The 21,444-nt window shown below is 37.9% G+C and carries 21 protein-coding genes and 2 pseudogenes; 3 read left to right on the forward strand and 20 right to left on the reverse strand.

The features are described 5' to 3' along the window. Window positions 1-21 precede the first annotated feature (21 nt). The 11 genes and pseudogenes from holA to HFP47_RS06545 form a co-directional block, all read right to left on the reverse strand. Window positions 22-1,023, reverse strand: a complete 1,002-nt coding sequence (gene holA / locus HFP47_RS06500) for a DNA polymerase III subunit delta (protein ID WP_011680245.1) — start codon at window positions 1,021-1,023, stop codon at window positions 22-24. After that, the gene (locus HFP47_RS10720) at window positions 992-1,612 is read right to left on the reverse strand and encodes a ComEC/Rec2 family competence protein (protein ID WP_257229734.1); all 621 of its coding nucleotides are present in this window, start codon (window positions 1,610-1,612) and stop codon (window positions 992-994) included. The genes holA and HFP47_RS10720 overlap by 32 nt, the downstream gene beginning before the upstream one ends. Further along, window positions 1,558-3,273 carry a ComEC/Rec2 family competence protein gene (locus HFP47_RS06505; protein WP_257229735.1) on the reverse strand — a complete coding sequence of 572 codons (1,716 nt, stop codon included), beginning with the start codon at window positions 3,271-3,273 and terminating at the stop codon, window positions 1,558-1,560. The genes HFP47_RS10720 and HFP47_RS06505 overlap by 55 nt, the downstream gene beginning before the upstream one ends. A 1-nt stretch (window position 3,274) precedes the next feature. After that, the gene (locus HFP47_RS06510; protein WP_014325050.1) at window positions 3,275-3,910 is read right to left on the reverse strand and encodes a helix-hairpin-helix domain-containing protein; all 636 of its coding nucleotides are present in this window, start codon (window positions 3,908-3,910) and stop codon (window positions 3,275-3,277) included. A gap of 64 nt (window positions 3,911-3,974) precedes the next feature. After that, window positions 3,975-5,066: a SepM family pheromone-processing serine protease gene (locus HFP47_RS06515; RefSeq protein WP_011680248.1), complete on the reverse strand. Its 1,092-nt coding sequence runs from the start codon at window positions 5,064-5,066 to the stop codon at window positions 3,975-3,977. Beyond that, entirely contained in the window at window positions 5,050-5,538 is a 489-nt protein-coding gene (gene coaD / locus HFP47_RS06520; protein WP_014325051.1) for a pantetheine-phosphate adenylyltransferase, read from the reverse strand. Before coaD ends, HFP47_RS06515 begins: the two co-directional genes overlap by 17 nt. Window positions 5,539-5,541: 3 nt before the next feature. Then, a pseudogene (rsmD, locus tag HFP47_RS06525) lies at window positions 5,542-6,095 on the reverse strand (16S rRNA (guanine(966)-N(2))-methyltransferase RsmD). Window positions 6,096-6,116: 21 nt separating this feature from the next. Further along, window positions 6,117-6,407, reverse strand: coding sequence for a YlbG family protein (locus tag HFP47_RS06530; protein ID WP_002815350.1), 291 nt, complete (start codon window positions 6,405-6,407; stop codon window positions 6,117-6,119). Continuing rightward, window positions 6,404-7,576, reverse strand: coding sequence for an FtsW/RodA/SpoVE family cell cycle protein (locus HFP47_RS06535; protein WP_014325053.1), 1,173 nt, complete (start codon window positions 7,574-7,576; stop codon window positions 6,404-6,406). Before HFP47_RS06535 ends, HFP47_RS06530 begins: the two co-directional genes overlap by 4 nt. Further along, window positions 7,576-8,643: a glutamyl aminopeptidase gene (gene pepA, locus HFP47_RS06540; protein WP_042252674.1), complete on the reverse strand. Its 1,068-nt coding sequence runs from the start codon at window positions 8,641-8,643 to the stop codon at window positions 7,576-7,578. Before pepA ends, HFP47_RS06535 begins: the two co-directional genes overlap by 1 nt. Further along, window positions 8,640-9,302 carry a 2,3-diphosphoglycerate-dependent phosphoglycerate mutase gene (locus tag HFP47_RS06545; RefSeq protein ID WP_042252677.1) on the reverse strand — a complete coding sequence of 221 codons (663 nt, stop codon included), beginning with the start codon at window positions 9,300-9,302 and terminating at the stop codon, window positions 8,640-8,642. The genes pepA and HFP47_RS06545 overlap by 4 nt, the downstream gene beginning before the upstream one ends. A 339-nt stretch (window positions 9,303-9,641) precedes the next feature. Here HFP47_RS06545 and HFP47_RS06550 point away from each other — a divergent pair, with 339 nt between their 5' ends. After that, on the forward strand, window positions 9,642-10,997 hold the full coding sequence (locus tag HFP47_RS06550) for an MATE family efflux transporter (RefSeq protein WP_179876236.1): 1,356 nt from the start codon (window positions 9,642-9,644) through the stop codon (window positions 10,995-10,997). Window positions 10,998-11,150: 153 nt separating this feature from the next. Beyond that, on the forward strand, window positions 11,151-12,458 hold the full coding sequence (locus tag HFP47_RS06555; protein ID WP_011680253.1) for an NCS2 family permease: 1,308 nt from the start codon (window positions 11,151-11,153) through the stop codon (window positions 12,456-12,458). Between the two features lie 53 nt (window positions 12,459-12,511). Here the strand turns inward: HFP47_RS06555 and recN are convergent, their stop codons facing one another. From recN to xseA, 6 genes are read right to left on the reverse strand one after another with little or no spacing between them, the layout of a single operon-like run. Further along, window positions 12,512-14,179 carry a DNA repair protein RecN gene (gene recN / locus HFP47_RS06560; protein ID WP_050895144.1) on the reverse strand — a complete coding sequence of 556 codons (1,668 nt, stop codon included), beginning with the start codon at window positions 14,177-14,179 and terminating at the stop codon, window positions 12,512-12,514. 36 nt (window positions 14,180-14,215) lie between these two features. Beyond that, a complete protein-coding gene (locus tag HFP47_RS06565) occupies window positions 14,216-14,671 on the reverse strand; it encodes an arginine repressor (RefSeq protein ID WP_010282264.1) in 456 nt (151 codons plus the stop codon). Beyond that, window positions 14,664-15,500, reverse strand: a complete 837-nt coding sequence (locus HFP47_RS06570) for a TlyA family RNA methyltransferase (RefSeq protein WP_011680255.1) — start codon at window positions 15,498-15,500, stop codon at window positions 14,664-14,666. The genes HFP47_RS06565 and HFP47_RS06570 overlap by 8 nt, the downstream gene beginning before the upstream one ends. Continuing rightward, window positions 15,497-16,411, reverse strand: coding sequence for a polyprenyl synthetase family protein (locus HFP47_RS06575; RefSeq protein WP_050895145.1), 915 nt, complete (start codon window positions 16,409-16,411; stop codon window positions 15,497-15,499). Before HFP47_RS06575 ends, HFP47_RS06570 begins: the two co-directional genes overlap by 4 nt. Then, on the reverse strand, window positions 16,404-16,628 hold the full coding sequence (locus HFP47_RS06580; protein ID WP_002815368.1) for an exodeoxyribonuclease VII small subunit: 225 nt from the start codon (window positions 16,626-16,628) through the stop codon (window positions 16,404-16,406). Before HFP47_RS06580 ends, HFP47_RS06575 begins: the two co-directional genes overlap by 8 nt. Continuing rightward, window positions 16,621-17,898 carry an exodeoxyribonuclease VII large subunit gene (xseA, locus tag HFP47_RS06585; RefSeq protein ID WP_179876237.1) on the reverse strand — a complete coding sequence of 426 codons (1,278 nt, stop codon included), beginning with the start codon at window positions 17,896-17,898 and terminating at the stop codon, window positions 16,621-16,623. Before xseA ends, HFP47_RS06580 begins: the two co-directional genes overlap by 8 nt. 419 nt (window positions 17,899-18,317) lie before the next feature. Here xseA and HFP47_RS06590 point away from each other — a divergent pair, with 419 nt between their 5' ends. Then, window positions 18,318-18,572: a hypothetical protein gene (locus HFP47_RS06590; protein WP_010288725.1), complete on the forward strand. Its 255-nt coding sequence runs from the start codon at window positions 18,318-18,320 to the stop codon at window positions 18,570-18,572. Window positions 18,573-18,582: 10 nt separating this feature from the next. Here the strand turns inward: HFP47_RS06590 and HFP47_RS06595 are convergent, their stop codons facing one another. From HFP47_RS06595 to purR, 3 genes and pseudogenes are all read right to left on the reverse strand, one after another. Further along, window positions 18,583-19,068 (reverse strand): hypothetical protein, encoded by a 486-nt coding sequence (locus HFP47_RS06595; protein ID WP_011680258.1) that lies wholly within the window; start codon window positions 19,066-19,068, stop codon window positions 18,583-18,585. 113 nt (window positions 19,069-19,181) lie between these two features. Continuing rightward, window positions 19,182-20,555 (reverse strand): bifunctional UDP-N-acetylglucosamine diphosphorylase/glucosamine-1-phosphate N-acetyltransferase GlmU, encoded by a 1,374-nt coding sequence (gene glmU, locus HFP47_RS06600; protein WP_084033508.1) that lies wholly within the window; start codon window positions 20,553-20,555, stop codon window positions 19,182-19,184. Between the two features lie 6 nt (window positions 20,556-20,561). Then, window positions 20,562-21,394 (reverse strand): annotated as a pseudogene (purR, locus tag HFP47_RS06605) (pur operon repressor). Between the last annotated feature and the right edge of the window lie 50 nt (window positions 21,395-21,444).

A 21,444-nucleotide genomic window follows, 5' to 3' on the forward strand; every position in this document is an offset into this window, starting at 1 on the left:
GTTCTTATTCAATAAAAAATATTACTGAAAATTTTTTAAAATAAACCGCTCAAATAAAAGTTCTGGATCTTGAGATGTGGATTTCAATTGTGTTTCGATATCAATCATACCTAGATACCCTGTTCGTACAAACTGTGGTGGATAAGACCTTAATGCTTCTTTGGCTAATTTTACTCGATAAGGATGAACCTTGAGTTGCGCCCCAATGTCTTGGTCATTCCCAGACAACCCTGCAACCTGCAAAAGTAATCTAAATTGATTAGTTAAAACAGCATTTAATCGCAACGGGGCTTCGCCATTCTGTAAAAGATCATGATAAAGGGTTAGTGCTTCTTGAGGTCGTCGTTTAATAACTGCGTCTACCAAATCAAACGCATTAGCTGTCAGTGTCTTGGGAACTAATGCCGATACTACGTCTAGTGTTATTTTTTTTGTCTGTTCCGCATAGGTTATTAGTTTAGGCAATTCGTTTTTCATATCTGTGTACTGGGCATTAGTACGCTGCATTAATTCATGAAGTGCTTCTGGTTCTATGGCATACGAGCGCTGATCTAGTTGTTGAACGATAGCCTGTTGCGCCTGGCGCTCGTTAAGAGCTGGTAAAGAAATATTTTCAGCCGTTTTCAGAAGGACTTTTGCTAATTTTTTACGCTTGTCTAATTTTAAGTCATTGGCAAAAAAAACAACAATATTTTGTAATACTGGCTGATCAAATAATTTTAATAATAATTCTTGATCACGATCCCCAACTTTTCCTGTAGCAGTCAAAAATTGTGGATTTTTGACCACAACAACACGACGATCACCGAAAAAAGGCACGGACATAGCATCATTAATTACTACATCCAATGTCTGTTCGGTTAAATCAATCTGGGAATAATTCATGTCACGATCTTCTTGATCAACTAATCCCTTAAACATTGATTTTGCGTGGCTTAGCAATGTTTCTTCTTCTCCTGTCACGATATAAAAGTTTGCCATGGCATTATTTTCAATTTGCTGTTGTAGTTGTTTTAGGTTCATAGGGTATTTTTACCTTAAAATGTCCGTTTAATCCTGAATATTCATAACACATCATACCATTTATTTGTGTATTAAAGACAGTCATTTTATTATTCTGAGCTGTTTCAAGCGTTTCTTTATTTGGATGGTTATAGCGATTGTTTCGTCCGGCAGATATTATGCCAATTTCAGGATGCCATTTATTGATAACTTCAGGATTTGTCGATGTTTTTGAACCATGGTGACCAAACTTTAAAATGTCAATATGCATGTCTGGCAAGAAATTTGCAATCTGTTTTTCTCCAGATTGGTCTAAATCACCAGCAGTGAAAATATTTTTCCCTCCAATATGGCCAAATAACGCGATACAATCCTCATTTTTTGCTTGACCACTTTTAAACGGGTGAACTATTTGAAGTGGTAGTTTCCATACTTGAATATTATTGGTAACTTCTGTTACTTGTGCTGACCTAAGATATGGTTTAATTTCGGTTTTAAACGACGATTGTTGCATCATTCCAGCTGGAATAATAACATTTTTAACATTCATTTTTGTTAATATGACTTTAGCATTACCGATATGGTCTTGATCATGATGTGATAAGACCAAGTTATCAATCTTACTAATCCCCGGCTATGTAAATAATTAACAATTACCGTCTCGCCATTGGTACGGAAGTACTTCTGTTTTTGCCATGCTGGCTGTTCGCCAAACGTTACTTTTCCTCCAGTATCTATTAACGTAATTGTTTTATTGTACGGTTCACGAATCACTGCTGCATCCCCTTGTCCTATATCAAAAGTTGCAAATTCGCCATGATATGGGAGATGTACGAAAATCATGGCTACACTAAAGGAAACAAGCCACGATATTCTCGAGATATGCTTAATTTTGGCTTCACGCGCAAACATCCCTAAAGCCAAAAACAAAAGTATTGCAGCTAGTGCGTTAGGTATTTTACCAACCACAAAATTTCCTGGTAACGTTGCACATAAATCTACCAGATAAGCAAAATACCGGATGATTAGGTTTGTTATATATGTTAAAAATGGAATATATTGACCAAAAAAACCTATCATAACCAAAGGAACAATTACTGTACCAAAAATAGGAATTGCAGCAAAATTGATAAATGTTTGCAGAATGTGCCATGTATATTGTTGTTGAATAATAAGCGGAAAACTAACTAAGCTCATCAAAATGTTAGTTTGCCAAAATGTTAGTTTCTGTGCAAATGTCAAGCAAAAGGTTAAGGCAAATGACAGTTGTCCTCCTAGCGTCAATAAAATTTGCGGCACCATAGCTAAACTAAACAACAGACTCAACGACCAGATAACCTGAGCTTTTATCTTCTTATTTGTTAAATCCTTTAACAATATTAATTCTCCTGAAATGATAGAACGAATTAATACATCGGGTTCTCCCGCAAATATAAAATATGCAATCAGTATTATACTCAACACCAATATAGTATATTCTTTTGGCAACCAGATCCTTCTTGATATTTGCATCAGTAATGTCATTAAGAAAGTCACGTGAAATCCTGACACGCTGAATAAGTGAATTAACCCTAACGTTTGTACTCCTGGATTATCTTCATATAAGGACTGAGGTGTCGTTCCAAGAATTAAAGCCTCTGCATATGCACTAAGCGGAGAAGGAAGCCGCTCGGCATTATGGATACCGACGCTATGCCATTCATGGAGTTGATATCTAATTTTTTGTAGTAAAGTTGACGGTTTGGCTACCTCCGTATACCATGATTTGATATTGATTTGATGTGTGATTGACTTTGTTAAATAAAATTTTTGAGAGTCAAATTGATTGAAATTAGTTGGCCCAGGTATACGCGTTAATTCAGCTTCTGCTTGAAAACAAATGACTTTATTGTTTTCAAGCCACATGTTTTTTATCTTTTCATCTGGAAAAAGCCAATACAATTTGACTTTCTCATGGTTATCTAACTGAGCCGTTGCCTTGAGATTTGCTCCATCAATTTGAATATCATCTGGAAAAATGATACCTCTTACATGATGTTGCTTATCATTTTTTTGATTGACTTGTTGCTGTAAACAATGCGAATTGTAAATAAAATAAACCATAAAAGGTAGTGTCAGCAGTAAGATTTTGAACAAAAAATCAATTTGCCGTTGCCAAGAACACAATACGACCATAAAAGTAAAAAGGAACCAAGTAACTGCACATGAATAATAGATAATGCCAGTTAAACTTGCTATCAACAAACTAGCAAACATTAAAATCCGCGCCATATTAAACAGTCACTTTATCTTTCAAAGCTTCAAATCTTTTTTCACCGATACCGGAAACCTGTTTAATTTCCTCAATAGATTTAAATCCACCGTGTTCTTCACGATATGCAATGATTTGTTCCGCTTTCTTGACACCAATTCCATCTAATGTTTGTAATTCCACTACCGTAGCGGTATTCAAATTAATAACTTCATTATCTGTCGTAGTCACTGCTGACGTACTACCGTTGTTTACTGGAGCAGAAGATGTCTCTCCTCTCATAGGAACGTACACAATTTGTCCGTCCGTCAATTTTTGGGCTAAATTAACTTGCTGCATATCTGCTTCTTCTAGGGTTCCACCAGCCTGTGCAATGGCTGTTTGTACACGTGCAAAACTAGTAATATTGTAGACCCCAGGCTTTTTGACAGCGCCCTTAACATCAACCATTACGATTGAGCTATTTTTGTCGTCAGATTCAGATTTCTTTACATCACTTGTACTTGCTATTGAAGAAGATAATGATGTCTGCGGTACTTCTTTGGTCTGATGAGAATATGCACAATAAGTAATAGCAGCGAGAATAAATAAAATGATGAATATCCAAATTTTATACTCATAGTATTTTTCTTTTACAATTTCTAACATGTCTGACATTTCAATCCCTCTACTTTCATAGTACGAATTTCAAAATAAAAAAGCTTACCATAGCAGATAAGCTTTATTTCACACTGTCAGTTGTCTTAATTACTTTCCCTGTTTGCAAATAATTGATGACATCATCAAATGTTTGCACAGGAATAACTTTTAATTTAGGTGCATATTTTTTGGCCGTATCTCGAGCTAGCATGTAGTTAGTTTTATGTTGCTCTTCATACTTGAGTAACTCTTTGCTTGGCTTTACATATGGCGCAAAGAATACTGTTGATCCGGCTGCCTTAGCAGCCATAATCTTCTTATCAATACCACCAATCTCACCCACATAGCCATCAGCACTCATTGTACCAGTACCAGAAATATTACGTCCTTTAGCTAACAAATCACCAGTCAATTGATCATAAATCTGTATGGTAAACATTAAGCCGCCTGAAGGTCCACCAATTTGGCCGGCATTGACACTAACTTTTGGCGTTGTTGTAACGGCCACATTATCCGTCAGCACGATACCTATTCCAGCACGGCCATTTGGGTATTCTGCCGTCTTGGTCCCAGCGAGCTTAATTGTATCACCAGTTGCTTGGCCGTTTTTACCATCCCGGGTGTAGTCGACAGTGACTTTCGTTCCCTTGGATTTATTGGCTAAATACTTAATAAAGCTATCTGAGTTTTCGTAGTGATGACCGTCGATTGCAGTGATGGTATCTCCTACTTTGATACTCTTTTTGAAATGGGATTTAGAAGAGACACTCAGTACGTAGATACCACGATATTTTGTCGTAATAGGTTTATTCGCTTTTTTAAAGGCGACCTGCTCAGCGTTGGCAATTGCACTTTGCATATAAAAATCTTGTACTTTACTAAATGTAGCTGAACTTTGTCCACCAGTAACTTCCTTTGCAGTTGCATACGACAGGTGTGGATTAATTTTAGTTTGTAAATACTTAAATCCATTCGCTTGGGACAAATAAACGGATGTAATTCTGTATTGTCCCTTTGATGTATCCTTTTTACCATCAATTTTAACAAACTGTGCTAAGTCGTCTGCTTCACCAGGTGACTCAATGTAACCGTTCAACGGCCAAACGCCAACTACGATACCAACTATTACTAAAAGGGATGCAACAGCAAGAACTATTTTACTTTTTTTGCGCATTCAGTCGCTCCTTTAATGCTTCAACTATGGCCTTTGGGACAAACTTTACCATATTATCAGCACCCATACTACCAATTTCTTTGACCATGGAACTGGAAATATTTTGATTTTCCGGTTTTGCAAGTAGTAAAACGGTCTCAACATCTGCCAGAGCACTGTTCATTCCGGCAATATCACGTTCATACTCGAAATCTTTACCATTTCGAAGCCCTCGAACGATATACTTAGCACCAACTTCGTTCATGAATTGAACTGTTAGTCCCTTCATGATTGCTACCTCAACATTTGGCAAATCTTTAACGACAGTACTAATTAATGTCATTTTTTCTTGTGGTGTGAACAGTGCCGCTTTGCTTGTATTATTACCAACACCTACGATTACTTTTTCAAATATACCACTAGCACGTTTAATAATGTCTAAATGACCGTTGGTTAACGGATCAAAACTACCAGGAAATACTGCTATACTCATAATTTAGCCCTCATATTGATATATCGTCACTACGGTTATACCATAATGTTTCTGTTGAATGATTGAGAAATCATCACTTTCATTCGGTAAATTTGCCTCATCGTTGCTTTCAGCCAATATAATAGCACCCGAGTTTAATAACCCATTTTCTGCCATAAACGACATATCTGCAGCAATGGTTTCTTTAGCATATGGTGGATCCAAAAAATCAAATCAAATTTTTTTGAATTGGCTACAAAATTAAGCAAAGCTTGTTGCGCTGGCGACTTTAGGACCGTAAACTCATCAGCACGGTGTGTCTTCTCAATATTCTCTTGAATGACCTTAATTGCTTGGAATTGGCGATCTACTAACGTAGCATGCATCATACCTCTTGAAACAGCTTCAATGCTCAGGCCTCCTGTACCTGCATATAAATCAAGTACATCCCCGCCGTCTAAATACGGCATTAACATGCTAAACATGGCTTCTTTCACTTTATCCGTCGTTGGACGTGTTTTGTCGCCATTGACTGCTTCAAGGCGTGTTCCTCGAAATCTTCCTGATACTACCCGCATGATTATACGATATACAAACTCTTAGTTTGTATTTCCTCCTTCATCATAATTTTCAAAGAAAATATCATCATGCAAATTGTCTAAATCAGGATTAATTTCCGGACGTGGCGACATGACGACTTTTTTTACAAACTTGTATTGCTTAATTTTTTCAACTAATTGTTCAACATTTTCATCATTCACATATAAACCCACAAACATCATCTTGCGAGATATGTACGTGATTTGACCAAACTTTTTAAGCTGTTGTGCATGCCTTATATTATTGATATAGATATAAATTGCACGGCGTGGTTGTATTTGAAATGTCATCGATAATCCTTTCTGGCCACTGTATCATTTGGATGAATGACTGGTTTTTTCTTCTGTTGCGCAGCAATATTCAACGTTAGACCAATGGCAGCGCTAAAGGCTATATATGATGATCCACCACCAGAAATAAATGGAAAAACAACACCCGTTATTGGTAACACACCAATAACGCCACCTAAATTAACAAAAGCTTGGATAAATAATAAGGTAGCTACACCATACATGACTAATCGTTGATATTGACGTTTTTGTCTAATGCCCAAAATAATAAGGCGCGTAATGATTATTAATAGTAAAATTAACACAATTACAGTCACTACTGCCCCTAGTTCCTCTGTCATTACTGCCATAATAAAATCCGTATTTGATTCAGGTAGATATGGCTTTATGAGAGAATTTCCTAAACCAACACCAAACATGCCACCATGAGCTATGGCGTAATAACCGTATAGTAGTTGACGGCTTTGATCTGGGTCAGCCCAAGGATTAACAAAATTAATTAATCTTAAAATACCATAATGCGTACTACCGGTCAGATGAAATACTTTATCGATCAAATTAATGATTGGCTGTAAAAGTCCAAAGCCAATGCCAGCGATAGCAAACCAGGCAACGGTAATCTTTTTAGACACCCCAGCTGCAAGTACAATGGTTAGCATAATGATGGCGGCAATAATCATATTACCATTATCTGGCATAATAAATAATAAAAATAGAGATGAAAAAGGTAAAAACCAAGCATTAAGTTGGCTAATTGGCTGTTGTGGTAATTTAACGTGTGGTTGCCATGGATGTTTAGCAAAAAAATCAGCAAAGTATAATATCAAAACTAATTTTAAAAACTCAGCCGGCTGCAAAGTAATAATCCCCAGTGGAATCCAACCGTGAGCACCATTAACTGCTGGCATTATTCTGGCAATAATTAAAAGCCCAATTATACCAAACATCATCACCTTTATCCATTTTTCATTGCGCCAATTGTTAATATTAAAATGAAATAAAGTAAACGCACCAATCCAACCAATAAAAACAAAAAGAAGTTGTTTGTAAAAGTTTAGCATTGCTGAATTCGTTAAGCTCGCCGAAAAAACCATTACCACACCCAACGCACTGAGTATGGCAAATGGTACCGCAATCCAATAATCTAATTTTCTGATTTTTTTAAACATTAATCGCCCATAATAGTTTTAAGATTTGCATCATCCAAATTTTTGGCAATGGCCACAACAAATGCTTTAGATGCTTCAAAATCCTTAATTGACCAAACTGTTTGGTGGGTGTGTATGTAACGAGAAGCAACACCTAATGCAACGGCTGGTACACCAGTTAACTCAGTTTGAGCTGCTGCTGCATCAGTTCCACCCTTGGAAACAAAGTACTGATAAGGAATATGGTTATCTTCAGCCACAGATAACAAAAATTCTTTTAAGCGCAGTGGCATAACAACAGTTGGATCAAAAACACGTAATAACGTTCCTTGATCTAGGATTCCTTGGTGTCCATTCTGTCCTGAAGTATCATCTGCAGCACTAGAATCAACTGCGAAAAAAATATCTGGTTTCAGTAAATTGACGGCGCCATGTGCACCGCGTAGCCCAACTTCTTCTTGAACATTGGCGCCCATTATCAAGGTATTGGGTGTCTGAACATTTTCTAGTTCTTCCAAAGCGTCTAATATTGTCACAAGTCCAAATCGATTATCCCATGATTTAGATATTACGCGCCTTTTATTTGCTGTCATAACGGTTAATACTTGTGGCACAATAAAGTCCCCAGGACGGACACCAAATGACCACGCTTCATCTTTGTTCAAAAATCCGCCATCAAATAAAATATCCTCTACGGTTGGCATCTGTGGGCCGTGAGCGCTGCCGCGTAATAAGTGTGGTGACACAGAACTTGAAACAATAGGATACTTACCTTTACTTGTGAACAAAGTAAATCTCTGCGAACTAATTACTGCTGGATTCCATCCACCAAGGGCGGCAACTTTAAGTGCACCACTAGGCAGAATATCTTTCACAATAAATCCAACTTCATCCATATGCGCTGCAAACATTACACGTGGACCTTGTCCTTCTTTAACACCGTAAACACCACCAAGTCCCTCTTGGTGGATTGTATCAACCAATGGTTCCAAATCAGAACGGAAAGATTGACGAATAGCGTGTTCTTGACCAGAAGTGCCTTGTAGTTCCGTATACTTTTTCACACGAGCCCATGTTCTATCATTCATTCTAAATAAATCCTCTCACTAAATCTTTCTTCATACTCGTACAAAATAGGTTCGCCATTGTCAATCTCAAGACCGTCTATGTCTTCATCGCTAATATGTTCTATATATTTGACTAAAGCACGTAAGGAGCTACCATGTGCGACGATTAAGACATTTTTACCCTGCTGTATCTGAGGTAAGATTTCTGAATGCCAATAAGGAACAAGCCGATCACTGGCCATTTTCAAGCTCTCACCACGTGGTTCTAAGCCTTCCGGGTAACGTCTATCTGGGATAACGTGTTCTAGTAGTGGTGGCGTAGCCGTATAACTACGTCGCCATAAGGCAACTTTATTTGCGCCATATTGTTGACGAGCATAATCTTTATTCAAGCCACGTAATGCACCATAGTGCCGCTCATTGAGTTGCCAAGCCTTATGGAGTGGTAACCACAACTGCTCAATTTCTTCTAATATAATATTGTCAGTTATGATTGCGCGCTTTAAAAAAGAAGTAAATGATACATCGAATTGCAAGCCATGTCGCTTCAAAACTTCACCAACACGGTTCGCTTGTCTAACCCCTTTTAAGGTCAGTGGAACGTCAGTCCATCCGGTAAATTCATTGTCACGGTTTGCTGTTGACTCTCCGTGGCGAACTAACACAAGTTTAGCAGCCATATGCAACTCCTTTTTTATACTCTTCCTATTATATCGTTTCAATCATTTTAAAGCTACGTAAGCAAATATTGGATTGCTCACAAATGATCATTTTTTAATATTAGTATGATTATATCATTATTCGAAACATCAATTATCGACGATGTCAGCTCGAAGATATTTTAATTTATCTCCGAATTTAATTCAAAAGACATGAAAAAATCTTAGTAAAAACCTAGTGTATCCAGCCTTTTACAAACAGATGTCTTTCTTATAAATTTTAGAACAAAACCCTAGTCAAATAACCACTATTCGTTTAGAATATATGTTCAAGACATTTTTATCTATATTGGAGAGATTATGCGTGATTTAACTCAGGGAACTCCCGCAAAGCAAATTTTATTTTTTACAATTCCACTCGTAATTGGAAATCTTTTCCAACAATTATATAATTTTTCCGATACGCTGATTGTTGGGCAAACACTTGGTGTGAAATCTCTTGCTGCTGTTGGAGCAACTGGTTCAATCATGTTTTTAGTTATAGGATTCGTACAAGGATTCACTTCTGGATTATCAATTATTACAGCGCAACGTTATGGTGCTCGTGATATCGCTGGTGTGCGCAAAAGTATGGCATCAACAATTATCGTATCAGCAATAGTCACTGTAATCGTTACCGTGGTGAGTTTTATCCTAATCTATCCACTACTTAAAATCATGCAAACCCCACCAGACATTTTGAATCAAGCATTCACATTTATTAGTATCATCTTAGGTGGTATTTTTGCTACGATGGGGTACAATGTCACCGCTAATGCCCTTCGTGCAGTGGGTGATTCTCGCTCACCATTAATTTATTTGGTTGTTGGTATGTTTGTTAACATTGGCCTCGAATTATGGTTGATTTTAGGCCTTGGTTTTGGTGTTGCTGGAGCAGCTATTGCAACTGTTATTGCACAATTGGTCTCTGCTATTCTAAGCTTTTGGCACATTTATAGATTTGTCCCCCAGCTTCGTGTTGATCGTGACGATTTAAAATGGGACGCAAAAGACATTCGCACTCATTTACACGCCGGCCTACCTATGGGCTTTCAAAGTTCAATTATAGCGATTGGCTCATTAGTTCTACAAGGTGCATTGAATACATTAGGAACAGACGCAGTTGCAGCAACCACGGCTGCGCAACGTATTGATCAAGTGGCTACACTACCTATGATGTCATTTGGTATAACAATGGCAACCTTCGCTGCGCAAAACTATGGTGCCAAACAATATCAACGCATTTTAATCGGGGTAAGACATGCGCTATTTATGAGCATGGGGTTTGGCCTGTTTATGGGTATTTTAGAAATTATGTTTGGTCATGTTGCTGTGTCTATGTTTGTCGGTGCTGATCAACATCGTGTATTATCATTAGCACAACAGTACTTCTGGGCTAACGGTGCCTTCTACTATATACTATCCGCTTTGTTTATCATACGATATGTTTTGCAAGGGCTCAATGACTCTAGAACCCCTACCTTTGCTGGTATTGCTGAATTAGTTATGCGGACAGTAGCAGCAATTACTTTAGTTGGACCTTTCGGATTTTTTGGTGCCAGCTTTGCCAATATGTTAGCTTGGACAGGTTCTGTTCTGGTCATGATTCCAGCTTATCTCAAAACCGTTAAAATGCTAAAAGAACAGCATATTTCATTGAATTCCGAACATTTATAATGTTTCGTTCGTTTATTAAGCGCTTTCACTTGCTGTTTTTCCCTATTATTCGCGAAAACATCTTTTATTTTCTCATTTTTAATTTAATTATTAGTAAATGACTGCTAAAATTAAATTGTACGTTATTCGTAACTAAATATTTGGGAGGCAATCATGTCTACGATTGCACATTATTTCAAACTTGACGAACTCAACACAAGTGTTCGGACCGAGTTTATTGCTGGTTTAACTACTTTTGCGTCGATGGCTTACATCTTATTTGTTAACCCTACTGTTTTGGGTGCAGCAGGTATGGACAAAGGCGCTGTTTTCACAGCGACAGCAATTGCTTCAGCTGTCGCAACTATCTTCATGGGTGTCGTTGCACTCTACCCTATTGCTATTGCCCCAGGGCTTGGTGTGAATGCTTTCTTCGCTTATTCTGTTGTTATTGGCATGGGCGTAAAATGGGAAACTGCTATGGCTGGTGTGTTTGTAGCCGCATTGATTTTCTTAGTTTTAACGTTTTTCAAAATTCGTGAGAAAATCATCAATATTATCCCACAAAATCTAAAACTCGCTATTGCTTCGGGAATCGGGCTATTCATTGCTTTTATCGGATTGCATGATGCGGGGCTGATTGTAGCTAACAAAGACACCATGGTATCTTTGGGACATCTGTCATCACCTACATCACTATTATCAATTTTTGGAATTATTGTTACTTTCATATTGATGAGTCGTAAAACACCGGCTGCCATATTCATTGGTATGATTTTAACATCACTTGCTGGTATTCTAACCGGTCTAATCAAATTACCATCTGCCATTATTTCACCTGCTCCCTCACTTGCACCTACATTTGGTGCTGGCGTTATGCATGTTGGTGATATTAATTCTCTGCAACTAGTCACAGTTGTTATTACCTTCTTGATTGTTACTTTTTTTGACACAGCTGGTACAATGATTGGCTTGGCCACACAAGCTGGCTTCATGAAAAACAATGAAATGCCACGTGCTGGCCGTGCCTTAATGGCTGATGCGGTTGGTATGACAGTAGGTGCCGTTATTGGTACTTCACCGACTTCTGCTTATGTTGAATCGTCATCTGGTATTGCAGTTGGTGGTCGCTCAGGATTAACTTCCGTGTTCACTGGAATATTTTTCTTGTTTGCTCTGCTCTTCTCACCACTTTTATCTGTTGTTACTTCACAGGTGACAGCACCAGCGTTAGTAGTAGTTGGCGTCTTAATGGCCAAAAACTTACGCTTAATTGATTGGGAAGATTTGGCTATCGCAGCACCAGCATTTTTGATTGTTATTGGTATGCCCCTAACCTATTCTATATCAGATGGTATCGCGCTTGGTTTCATCTTATATCCAATCACAATGATTGCAACTGGTCGTATTAAGAAAGTACATCCTCTGATGTATGTATTAGCGATTATGTTCATTGCATTCTTAATGATCATTGCGCATTAGAAACACAAAAAAAAGACGTCGCTTAAATTGCGCGTCTTTTTTATTTTGTTAATTTAAAATTCTTGACGTAAATCACGAGCATTTGCAAGAGCAGTTTCAGTAATATTGTCACCAGATAACATCATAGCAATTGCGTGAACTCGACCATCTTCATCCAATGGTGCTACTTGAGTGAGTGTACGATCATTTTCAGTTAACTTTGAGATCAAATAATGATGAGTTGCGGCAGCTGCAACTTGTGGTAAATGCGTAATTGCTAAAACTTGTGAATCGGTTGAAATTGTGAGCATTTTTTTTGCTATTGCCTGAGCCACACGACCGGAAACACCTGTATCCGCTTCATCAAAAACAATTGAAATGATGTGCTGCTGCTTAGCAAATGTAGTTTTCAGTGCTAACATCAGGCGAGCAGCTTCTCCACCTGATGCGATCTTGACCAAGGGCGCCATTCCTTCTCCAACGTTAGTTTGGACATGAAATTCAACTTTATCAATTCCCGAGGAGATATAGCCTTCAACTGGATCAAAGTGTACAGCAAACTCGGCCCCATTCATTAATAAATCGTTCAATTGCTGATTAACATTCTTTTCCAAATTTCGGGCTACTTTTTGTCGGGCCTCACGTAATTTAATCGCTTTTTTTCTTAATAACTGGCGCATGTCATTTTGTTTGACCTGTAGTCGTTCAACATCATATTCATCATCATCTATAAGCGAAAGCTCTTTTTCGATTTTGGCTTGAAAATCTAAAACATCTGCAACCGATGTACCATACTTGCGTTCTAATGAGTGAATTAGCTGAAGCCGGTCATCAATACGAATTAGTTCTGCCTCATCGTATGTTAATTCACTCAATTGTTCGTCAACATCACGGCCAACATCTTGGGCCGTGTAGTAAGCTTCGGAAATCGTTTTTGCTAGCTCAGCATATTGATCATCATATTCTGCAATATCTTGTAGTTGATGAACTGCTTCAGCGAGGGAGTCTATGGCTCCGCCTTGCTCGCCGCTTAGTGTTGTCTGCGTTAACTGAAGTCGATCAGCAATTTTTTTGAAATTACGTAACTTGTCACGTGCATCTAATAAATCATTTTCTTCATTTGGCTGTAAATTGGCTTCCTGCAGTTCTTCTTGTTGGAATTTTAAAAGATCTAAACGTTGTGTGATTTCTTGTTGTGACGTTTGAATATTTCTAATGCGAGTGGTGATAGAACGAAATTTTTGAAAAAGTTCTTGGTAATCATTTCGAAATTGCGTAATTTTTTCATCACCAAAAGCATCCAATAACGGTAAATGTTCCTCTGGATTCAGTAATTGCTGTGCATCATTTTGTCCTTGGATATCAACTAAGTAACGACCAATAGCCGCTAAAGTTTTCAAATTGACAAGAACACCATTGATTCGAATAATACTCCGCCCATTTTGGTTTAATTCACGATAAATAATAAGTTCATTATCATCGCCTGCTACACCACTTCGAGCAATTAGATCTCTTAGCTTTTGATTATCCGGAACACTGAAAACTGCCTGTAGAACAGCTTTTTTACTGCCATGACGAACCATTTCAGAGTTCGCACGACCACCAGTTAACATAAAAAGTGCATCAATAATAATTGATTTTCCAGCACCTGTTTCACCGGTTAAAACGCTCATACCTTCTTCAAACTGAAGATCCACTTTTTCAATAATCGCAAAATTTTCTATAATTAGATTTTCTAACATAAGTAACTCCATCAACGTAGTACATGCTATACGTTGTTATTTTTCAAGTAACTTTTGAATAATGTTAATCACTTTTGCCGTAGGAATACCATCTTTTAATAATACGAGAACCGAACCATCATCGCTTATGGTCGCAAATATTTCCGGTAGCTGCACTTGCTCAATCAGGTTTGATACCAATTGACCATTTCCAGGTTGAACTTTGATCATAATCATTCCACGCTGCGCACGCAAACTCAAAAATGATTGCTGTAGCGCTCGACGTAATCGCTGTAAATATGGCCTGTCATCGGATTTTGGTAAATGATACAAAAAGCCATCGTGGGAATTTGGAACTTTAATTAATCCCAACTCATTAATATCACGCGATATTGTAGCTTGGGTAACCTTTTCGCCAATCTTTTCAAAATACGCAACAATATCTTCCTGACGACCCACTGGATGCTCTTTAATGAGCGACAACAAGGCTTTTTGGCGATCTTTTTTATTCATGATCATTCTCCTTATGATTGAGTTGCTCATAAGTGCGTTCAAGTAACCTGTCAATATTAATATGTTCGCTGATTTCGGCTTGATTTGATCGTTTCAGTACTGCTAAGAACTCAATATTACCTTGTCCCCCTTTAATTGGCGAGTAGGTTAAGTCCGTAATGCTAAAACCATCAGTAACCATCATTTGTGTTACTTTTTGTAAAACTTGTTTATGAACAGCTGTATCTTTGATAATACCGTTCTTACCAACATTTTCACGTCCAGCTTCAAACTGTGGTTTAATTAAGGCCACAACATTACCACTCATAGTAATAATGTTGGCTAGTGCTGGTAAAATAAGTCCCAAAGAAATAAATGAAACATCAATTGTAGCAAATTCTGGTTGTCCGTATTTAAAATCAGCTAATTTTGAATAGCGAAAGTTTGTATTTTCCATAACTTTCACACGATCATCGTTTCGTAACTTCCAAGCTAGTTGATTGGTACCCACATCTAGTGCATAAACAAGTTTAGCACCATTTTGAAGTGAAACATCAGTAAAACCGCCCGTGGAAGAACCAATGTCTAACACCGTTTTATTTTCAACGGTAATATCAAAATCATTCAATGCTTTTTCTAACTTCAATCCCCCACGGGAAACATATTTTAGCTGTTCACCTTTGAAATGTAGTTCCGTTGTCACGGGAATTTTTTCACCCGCTTTATCTAAACGTTCTTCGTTATTGCCAAGAATCTGACCAGCCATCACAGCACGTTTTGCTTGCTCACGTGACTGAAACAATCCTTGTTGGACCAGCAATACATCAACACGTTCTTTTTCAATGCTCATTTTTTATCTCCAATTAAACTAACAAAATCATCCAGCAAACGTCGATCAAATTGTTGATCTTGTTCAACAGTATTAGCTAATATTTCTTGTGTTGAGAAGAGGTATTGGTCAAGCACACTTTGTGCCTCTTTAACACCCACTATATGTGGCAATGAGTTCACATCTTCTAATTGATCTTGCTGATAATCATCTAAATCATCTTGAATTTGAAAGGCCAATCCGAATTTTTCACCAAAATCATACATTGCCTTCTTCGGATCAAAATGATTATCCTCAACATTGACATTTTGATGGGTCAATATTGCGCCCAACGTTGTTGTATATCTTATCAATGCTGCAGTCTTCATGCTATAAACATCATTTAACAACCAATTTGTACTAGCATTTTGTTCTTCAGTGTGATTATCCATATCATGGAGTTGCCCTAAAACCATTCCTGATCCACCTGCTTCGCGAGCTAATTTTTGAGTAATTAATAATAGCTCTTCAGTTGGAAGACAATCCTCAACACTGCATGAACTATTGGCAGTCGCTATGACTCCAAAGGCACCAGTTAATAACGCATCGCCGACTAAAATAGCATTGGCTTCACCATATAATGCATGAACGCTGGGTTTGCCACGTCGAAACATATCATTATCCATTGCCGGCAAATCATCATGAACAAGGGAATATGAATGAACCCATTCAATTGCCGTTGCTACTTTCAATATACTTGGTGTGATAGATTCTCCAAAACTTGTAACAACTGCTAACGTCAGCAATGGTCGGAGCCTTTTGCCACCATTCAAAACTGCATACTTCATCATAGCAACTAAATCAGCATCTGGGGAAGCCATTGATAAATCATTTTCCAATTGTTGATTAATTTTTGGAAGCCATTCTTTTTGGAAACTTTTTAAATCAATCATTAGTTAATTCCAAATCTGATAATTCATCATCATTATCTATAACCTTTGCCAATGTATCTTCAGCATCCTTCAATGTCTTTTGTAAATCTTTGACCAAACCAACACCGGTTTGAAAATCAGCCAAAGCGGTTTCCAAGGGACGATCACCCTTTTCTAGCTGACTCACGATACTTTCTAATTGTTGTAACTTATCTTCAAATGTGGGTTGTTCACTCATGCTGTACTCCTGTTATTTTTGCCGTGGCATGCCCATCAGAAAAGCGCATGTCAATTTCATCATTAATCGTAATATTTGTTATGCTACGAACTACTTTATTGTCATGCTCAACAATTGCATAACCACTGGATAATATTTTCAAAGGGCTTACTAAGTCTAATTTAGTACTTAATAATTGTAATCTTTCTTGTACAGGTTGCAATAAACTACGTTGTAACTGCTGCTGTCGTTGCAATATTGCCGCTAATTTGTGTTTTTCATTAATTACTTTTTGTTTTGTTAGCTGTTGCAATGCATGCGATAACTGATCTATTCGTTGATTATACCCCGTGTATAACCGATCCGGTTGCTGAAAAATAACATACGTTGCAACTCGATTTAATCGTTGTTGCCTCATGTCAATCATCTGTTTAATCCGTGATATTTGCCGTAAATGTAATTCTTGCAAACGGGTGGTCAATTGTTGTAATGTTACCGGTGTCGCTAGTTCAGCTGCGGCCGTTGGCGTAGCTGCACGTCGATCAGAAACAAAATCTACTAAGGTATTATCTGTCTCATGTCCAACTGAACTAATCACCGGTGTCTTCATACTAGCAACAGTTCGCGCCAATTTTTCATCATTAAAAGCCCACAAATCTTCAATGGAACCACCGCCACGTCCAACAATTAACGTGTCAAAATCCATATTATCAATACGTTGGAGCTGCCGAATAATTGTTGGCGCTGCCTTTTCGCCCTGCACTACTGCTGGAAATAAAATAACCTGAGCACTTGGAAAACGTCGTTGCACCGTACGAGCAATATCTTCAATAACTGCCCCAGTTGGTGAAGTAACTACCGCTATTTTTTTAGGAAATAGTGGTACTTGTTTTTTTGGCAAATCAAACAATCCTTCGGCCTGTAATTTACGTTTTAGTTGTTCATAAGCTAAAAATAGTTCACCAACGCCGTCGGGAGTCATTGATTCCAAAATAATGGAATATGAGCCCCGTGGTTCATATATTTCCACCCGCCCAATCGCATTAATCTTCATCCCCTCTTCGGGCTGAAATTTAATACGCCGTTCATAGCCAAACATTGATGCATTAATCACAGCATTGCTTTCACTATCCTTAATAGAAAAATATAAATGTGGCCCGCGACGACGACCCATATTAGAAATTTCACCGGTAACATAGACTTTGGCTAAATACGGATCAGCATCAAATTTTCTTTTTAAATAAGCAGTTAATGCACTGACCGTTAAGTATTGATTTCGTTCTTTTTCCATTTTTCCTTTAAGCCTACTTAATTCAATAACATGTAAATTCTACTACAATTATACATTAAAATCTGCATAAAAAAACAACTAACCTAAGTTAGTTGTTAGTTTGGCGTGCCAGATTCGCTCTGGCTGGCGGCTATTGATTGTCACATCAATAGCAAAGTCGCGTCACTACAGTGCAAGCACTGTTAGTCAAGTGAGATGAGCGAGTTCCACAACAACACTCATCACCTACATCTATACGAGACTTGTGATTAAACACAGTAGGCCGCAATCAGCGCTAATTTTTCAAGCGCTTCGACTCATCGCATACATCAATTATATCAATAAATTATAAAATAGTCAAAAAATATTCTATTTATTTCAGTATAACCAAACAAGTAGTTTCGTTTACACACACGAGCAAAATCGTTATAATTATAACCATGATAAAATTAACAAAGCTTGAAAAAAACTACATTGACCGCATTGCTAACCCCACTAAAACAGCCTTAGAGGATTTAATTGTGCCTATGTCTGATTTAAATGATAAGGCTAAACTAGCTCAATATACTATCGACACCTACAACTTAGGGGAACTAAATAATGTCAAAACCACGGTTTCAAAACACATATTAGACTTTACCTGTCTAGACGATAATAAACTCTTACATGTAACTGGTTATATTGAGGCAGACTGAGGGCAGTTGCTTATTCTTCGACACCCACATCTTCCTTTTCCGCTTGTTTTTGTTCATTAACAATATGTTCAAGTTGTTCATTAAACCATGTGGAAATTTTAGCCTTCACACTCTCAGAATCATCTACGTATGTGGCAACAGAGCTTGCTAATGATATTTTCAAATGGGACTGACTCTCAAATTCATTTTCAGCAATCATATACAGATTGACATCTAATGCGTCTTTTTCTTGCCAAACCAGTTTTCGTAATTGGTTTTGATAGCGCAAGGGTAAATTAATGACATTGGTTTCAACACTTAATGTCGTCCCCGTGGACTCTACTCCGCCATTAATCTGCAACTCAATATGTATAAAGTTTTCATTTTCAATATGTGAATCAATTTCTGAAAAAAGCGCATCAAGCGGAATTGTTTCGTCATCAGCTACGTCTATTCTCTTTGTATAGAATGTTTCATTTTCGATATTGACTAATGCACGTTCACCTGTAATTTGCATCAAAAATCCCCTTTTATTTTCGTAATAATAATTTTTCTCAAAGTTTCTTTCTATTATAAACATAATTAACAACAAATACCAAAATAAAAAGAGCTCAAATGAACTCTTTTTATTTAAAATTTATGTGGCATGTGATGCCAGAAATCTTCTTTATTTGTCTGACGTGTGCGAGCAATCCCCATTGCATGTTCTGGTATGTCATTTGTAATTGTTGACCCAGCAGCAGTAATTGATTCTTGAGCAATGTTAACCGGTGCAACGATTTTGGTATTTGAGCCAATAAACGCGCGATCTCCGACAGTTGAATTAAACTTATTCACCCCATCGTAATTAACAAATATCGTACCTGCTCCAATATTAACATCTTGACCAATAGTGGCATTACCTATGTAAGTGAGATGTCCTGATTTGGTGTCTTTACCCAATTTAGCATTCTTGACTTCGACGAAATTACCAACATGAACATTATCTTCTAAATGAGCAGCCGGTCGCAAATGTGCATATGGACCCACTGTGGTACCATTTTGCAGGATAGCATCTTCAATGTGCGATGATGTAATCACATTATTGTCACCAAGCACACTATTTACGATTCGTGATCCTTGTGTAATAGTATTATTTACGCCGATGGTCGTCTTGCCTAAAATAGTTACGCCACCCTCAATTAAGGTATCGGGCCCAATGTTAACCGTTGAATCAATATATGTATTCGCTGGATCTAACAGTTCAACGCCATCAACCATTAGTTGATGATTAATTCTTTCGTGCATGACGCGGTTAGCTGTTGCCAATGCTACTCGATCATTAACTCCTAATGACTCTGTAAAGTCTTGGAGTGTGTGCGCACCAATCTGTTCTCCTGAGCGTCGCAAAATGTTAAGCGTGTCAGGTAAATAGTATTCGCCTTGCGCATTATTATTTTGTACTTTTGCTAGTGATTCAAATAATAAACGGTTATTGAATACATATACGCCAGTATTAATTTCTTTAATACGACGTTCTGTAATACTAGCATCTTTTTGTTCAATAATTTTCTGAACTGTCTCATCTTCTCCGCGGACAATGCGGCCGTACCCAGTAGGATCATTGGCAATGGCAGTTAGTACAGTCACAGCGTTATTTGAACGTTCATGCTCTGCAATGAAACCTTGTAAGGTTTCTGAACGAAACATTGGCGTGTCACCAGACATAATTAGGGTGACACCATCGCTGTCTTTAAGTTCTGCCTCAGCTTGACGCACAGCATGACCAGTACCAAGTTGTTGAGATTGCAGTACAAATGAACTACGATTACCGACATGTTCTTGGACACGTTCAGCACCAACTCCAATAACAGTGATTAACTTATCCGTCTTAAGTGGTTCGACAGCATCTAGTACCCAGTCAATCATCGTTTGCCCAGCCACAGTATGCAATACTTTTGGAGTTGTTGACTTCATTCTTGAGCCATTTCCTGCTGCCAATATTAATACGTTTATATTGCTCATGTTTAATTAAGCCTCATGTTTAAATATTTCATTCAAGTAATTACCCGGCGTAACCAAAATTGGATCACCATTTTTCAAGTTTGTGTCGACATGCAACAATGATGTGAAGTGATCAAGTAATCTGGTTGTTGAACGGCCTTCAGCAAATACTGCAGTACCAACCACCGTACCATCAAATTCACCAACCAAGGTTTGCATTCCTTGAATTGTTCCGCCAGCTTTCATAAAGTCATCTACGACCAACACACGTGAACCTGTGCGTAGTGAACGACGAGACAATTCCATTTTTTCGACACGCTTTGATGATCCAGTCAAATAATTAACAGATACAGTCGGACCTTCGGTAACTTTCGCATCATCGCGAACAATTACAAATGGTACATTTAACTGATCAGCAACAGCTTGTGCCAACGGAACACCTTTAGTCGCTGCAGTCATGACAGCATCAATATCATCACGTATGTATTGTGTTGCAATTAAACGCCCAGCTTGTCGTAAAATATCAGGACGACCTAACAAATCAGATAGATAGACATAACCCCAGGCAATACGCGCGTCTCATCATTTACTAACCGGCAAATATCGTCAATAAATTCTGCTGCTTCGGACTCAGTCATATAAGGAATAAAACGTGCCCCACCAGCAGCACCAGGTACCGTCTCCAATAAACCTGTACCACGTTCTTGGAATGTACGCTTGAGTATTGATAGATCCTCAGAAATTGATGACTTAGCCGATTCATACCTTTTGGAAAAATAAGATAAAGATATCAACTTGCGTGGGCGCTCAAGCATATAGCGCGCCATATCGACTAACCGGTCAGAACGACGTGTTTTCATGATGTGTGACGGACCAACAAAGTTATTTTAGTCCGTTTCCTCCTAAACTT

Origin of the sequence: Leuconostoc sp. DB-1, from assembly GCF_013414845.1 — a bacterium.
Classification (GTDB): domain Bacteria; phylum Bacillota; class Bacilli; order Lactobacillales; family Lactobacillaceae; genus Leuconostoc; species Leuconostoc mesenteroides.